Raw genomic sequence first — 3,784 nt, 5'->3', positions numbered from 1 at the left:
GATCGTGCGCGCCCGTCTCCCCGGCCTCGTCCCGGGGCCCTGACGCCGCCGGCGTGTCATCCCTGCTGCGCATCGCGGGCGGGCGGGGTGGCTTGACTCCGCGCGGCGTCTTGGCCACATCGCTGCAATCGCCTTTCAGACCATAGCACCCGGCCCGCGGCTTATGTCGCGGGCAAGTCGTGTTCCGCATGTCACCCGTCGCGGAGCGCGCCAACCCACGGCGCACGGCCAGCCCGGCCGGCGCCCCTGAAACGGAACACACACACCGCATGGCATCCGCCACCACCGCGCGCGCAGCCGCGCCCGAACGTGCACACGAAGATTTCGCGGCCCTGCTCGACGAGACCCTCGGCCGCGACAGCAGCTTCGACGGCTCCGTCGTCACCGGCCGCATCATCCGCCTGACCGACGAATACGCGATCGTCGATGTCGGCCTGAAGAGCGAGGGCCGCGTCGCGCTCAAGGAGTTCGGGCCGCCCGGCGTCGCCCCGGAGATCAAGCCGGGCGATCATGTCGAGCTGTATGTCGAGCGCTACGAGGACCGCGACGGCTCCATCGTGCTGTCGCGCGAGAAGGCGCGGCGCGAGGAGGCGTGGACCAATCTCGAACGCGCCTTCGAGGGCAACCAGCGCGTGACCGGCGCGATCTATGGCCGGGTCAAGGGCGGCTTCACCGTCGATCTCGGCGGCGCGGTGGCGTTCCTGCCGGGCAGCCAGGTCGATATCCGACCGGTGCGCGACGTGGGCCCGCTGATGGGCACGCCGCAGCCGTTCCAGATCCTCAAGATGGACCGCGCCCGTGGCAACATCGTCGTCTCCCGCCGCGCCGTGCTGGAAGAGACACGCGCCGAGCAGCGCAGCGAGCTGATCCAGGGCCTCAAGGAAGGCATGATCCTCGACGGCGTGGTGAAGAACATCACCGACTACGGCGCCTTCGTCGATCTCGGCGGCGTGGACGGGCTGCTGCATGTCACTGACATCGCGTGGCGCCGCATCAACCACCCGAGCGAGGCGCTGCAGATCGGCCAGGGCGTCAAGGTGCAGGTCATCCGCTTCAACCCGGAGACGCAGCGCATCAGCCTCGGCATGAAGCAGCTCGAGGCCGATCCGTGGGAGGGTGTCGCGGCGAAGTATCCGCCGGGCGCCAAATACTCGGGCCGCGTGACCAACATCACCGACTACGGCGCCTTCGTGGAGCTGGAGCCGGGCGTCGAGGGTCTGGTCCACGTGTCCGAGATGTCGTGGACCAAGAAGAACGTCCATCCGGGCAAGATCGTCGCCACCTCGCAGGAGGTGGAGGTGATGGTGCTCGACGTGGACGGCGGCAAGCGGCGCATCTCGCTCGGCCTGAAGCAGGTGCAGCGCAACCCGTGGGAGCAGTTCCTCGACGAGCATCCGATCGGCTCCGAGGTCGAGGGCGAGATCCACAACATCACCGAGTTCGGCCTGTTCGTCGGCATCGCGCCGGAGATCGACGGCATGGTCCACATGTCAGACCTGTCGTGGGACGAGCCCGGCGAGCTGGCGATCGCCAAGTTCGAAAAGGGCCAGGTCATCAAGGCCAAGGTGCTCGACGTCGACGTGGAGAAGGAGCGCATCAGCCTCGGCGTCAAGCAGCTGCGCGACGATCCGGCGGCGGCGACGCTCGATGCCGTCCACAAGGGCGACATCGTGACCTGCGTCGTGACCGCGGTGCAGGCCAACGGCATCGAGGTGCGGGTCAACGACGTGCTGACCGGCTTCATCCGCCGCGCCGAGCTGGCGCGCGACAAGTCCGACCAGCGTCCCGACCGCTTCGCGATCGGCGAGAAGGTCGATGCCCGCATCACCGCGATCGACCGCGCCGCGCGCAAGCTCTCCCTCACGATCAAGGGCAAGGAGATCGAGGAGGAGAAGCAGGCGATGCAGGACTTCGGCTCGTCCGACAGCGGCGCGTCGCTGGGCGACATCCTGGGGGCCGCGATCCGTCGCCGCAACCAGATGCAGCAGGACAGCTGAGGCCGGCCTTTCGTGCCTGACCTCACGCCCGACCACATGCTCGACAGGCGGCGCCTCAAGCGCCGCCTGTTCGCATGGCGGGGGCTGGCCGTCGTCGCCGTCCTCATCGCGGTCTATCTCGCGGTGCGGCCGGGCGGCGACGTGCTGAGCGGTCCGTATGTCGCCCGCCTGTCGGTGGACGGCATCATCACCGAGGATGCCGCGCTGCTGCGCCGCGTCGACGCGCTGGCCAAGAATGCCGACGTCGCCGCGGTGATCGTCTCGGTCGACAGCCCCGGCGGCAGCGTCGCCGGCGGCGAGAGCCTGCACGACGCGATCGCGCGCGTGGCGGCGAAGAAGCCGGTGGTGACGGTGATGGGCGGCACCGCCGCGTCCGCCGGCTATATGATCTCCGTCCCCGCCGCGCGCATCTTCGCGCGCGAGGCGACGCTGACCGGCTCCATCGGCGTGATCCTGGAGACGGGCGAGGCGTCCGGCCTGCTGCAGATGCTTGGCCTGCATGCCGAGGCGATCACCTCCGGCCCGCTGAAGGACCAGCCGAGCTTCGTGCGTCCGCTGACCGACCAGGGCCGTGCCTATCTGCACGACCTTGTGATGGACATGTTCGACCAGTTCGTCGGCATCGTCGCGGCGGGACGGCACATGGACCGCGCCCGCGTCCTGGCACTCGCCGACGGCCGTGCCTACACGGGGCGGCAGGCGTTGGCCAACGGCCTGATCGACGCGATCGGCGGCGAGCGGGAGGCGCGGGCCTGGCTCGCCGCCAACCGGCACGTGCCGGCGGACCTTCCGGTGGAGGATGTGCCGGCCGGCCGCACGTTCTGGTCGCGCCAGCTTGGCCTGCGGCTTCCGCCGGCGCTGGGCTTCCTTTGGAAAACCATGCAAACACAAGGGCTTAACCTTGACGGTGCGTGGGCTATCTGGCAACCTGGGATTACGCGCGGCTGATCGGCCGCTATCCGGGGAGCACGTCGATGACACGGTCCGAGCTGATCGCCGATCTGGCGGAGGCTAATCCGCATCTGCGCGGTGCGGACGTGGAGCGGATCGTCGGCACCATTTTCGACGGCATCAGCGCCGCCCTCGCGCGGGGCGAGCGGGTGGAACTGCGTGGCTTCGGCGCCTTCACGGTGAAACACCGCCAGGCCCGCACCGGCCGCAACCCGCGCACCGGCGAGGCCGTGCCCGTGGACGAAAAGGCGGTGCCTTTCTTCAAGGCGGGCAAGGAGTTGCGCGACCGCATCAACCGCCCGCGCTCGCCCCGACCGGCCGCCGCCGCGCGCATCGAAGCCTGACGCTGCGCGGGGGACCGGCGCGGACGCCCGGCGCGTCGGCATCCCTCCCGCCGCTTGGGGCTTGCCTCGCGGGCGGCGGCGTTCCATCACCTGTCCCATGCCCGCGTTTCCGCCGACCCGAATTTCCCTCCCACGGTGCTGACGAGGCCGCATGCGCGCGATCATCGCCCTCCCGTTCCTGATCCTGTTCGTGCTGTTCGCCCTGTCGAACACGGGCGACGTGCGGCTCGCGCTGTGGCCGACCGACTATTCGGTGCAGCTGCCGCTGTCGATCGCCATGCTGATCGCCATGGGCGTGGCGTTCCTGATCGGCTCGCTGCTCGTCTGGTTCTCCGTCCTCGGCGCCTGGCGCCGCGCCCGCCGGGCGGAGCACGCGGTCGCGGCGTTGCAGACGCAGCTGCGCGCCATGCAGGCGACGCCGATCGCCGTCCTGCCGCCGCCGCGCTGAGCCGGTGATGGGCGAACAATGAGCGACGAGACGGCCGGCACGCC

The 3,784-nt window shown here is 69.9% G+C and carries 4 protein-coding genes; all 4 read left to right on the top strand.

Features of this window, described 5'->3' with window-relative positions:
• The first annotated feature begins 269 nt into the window (after window positions 1-269).
• The 4 genes from rpsA to B8460_RS18330 all read left to right on the top strand — a co-directional run bounded on the left by rpsA (window position 270) and on the right by B8460_RS18330 (window position 3,740).
• Window positions 270-1,997: a 30S ribosomal protein S1 gene (gene rpsA, locus B8460_RS18345; protein ID WP_048863066.1), complete on the top strand. Its 1,728-nt coding sequence runs from the start codon at window positions 270-272 to the stop codon at window positions 1,995-1,997.
• A gap of 12 nt (window positions 1,998-2,009) precedes the next feature.
• Complete coding sequence (sppA, locus tag B8460_RS18340) at window positions 2,010-2,945, top strand: signal peptide peptidase SppA (protein WP_241771242.1); 936 nt, start codon at window positions 2,010-2,012, stop codon at window positions 2,943-2,945.
• A 26-nt stretch (window positions 2,946-2,971) separates the two neighbouring features.
• Window positions 2,972-3,292 (top strand): integration host factor subunit beta, encoded by a 321-nt coding sequence (gene ihfB / locus B8460_RS18335; protein ID WP_048863067.1) that lies wholly within the window; start codon window positions 2,972-2,974, stop codon window positions 3,290-3,292.
• A 151-nt stretch (window positions 3,293-3,443) separates the two neighbouring features.
• A complete protein-coding gene (locus B8460_RS18330) occupies window positions 3,444-3,740 on the top strand; it encodes a LapA family protein (RefSeq protein WP_048863064.1) in 297 nt (98 codons plus the stop codon).
• Window positions 3,741-3,784 lie beyond the last annotated feature (44 nt).

This window comes from Acidisphaera rubrifaciens HS-AP3 (assembly GCF_000964365.1).
In the GTDB taxonomy this organism is placed as follows: Bacteria; Pseudomonadota; Alphaproteobacteria; order Acetobacterales; family Acetobacteraceae; genus Acidisphaera; species Acidisphaera rubrifaciens.
The sequence above is the reverse complement of the archived record's forward strand: the minus strand, read 5'-3'. Positions and strand labels throughout refer to the sequence as shown.

What these genes read in the sequence shown, in the direction of transcription:
- ihfB (WP_048863067.1), top strand. Translation starts at nt 2,972, where the DNA reads ATGACACGGTCCGAGCTGATCGCCGATCTGGCGGAGGCTAATCCGCAT.
- rpsA (WP_048863066.1), top strand. Translation starts at nt 270, where the DNA reads ATGGCATCCGCCACCACCGCGCGCGCAGCCGCGCCCGAACGTGCACAC.
- B8460_RS18330 (WP_048863064.1), top strand. Translation starts at nt 3,444, where the DNA reads ATGCGCGCGATCATCGCCCTCCCGTTCCTGATCCTGTTCGTGCTGTTC.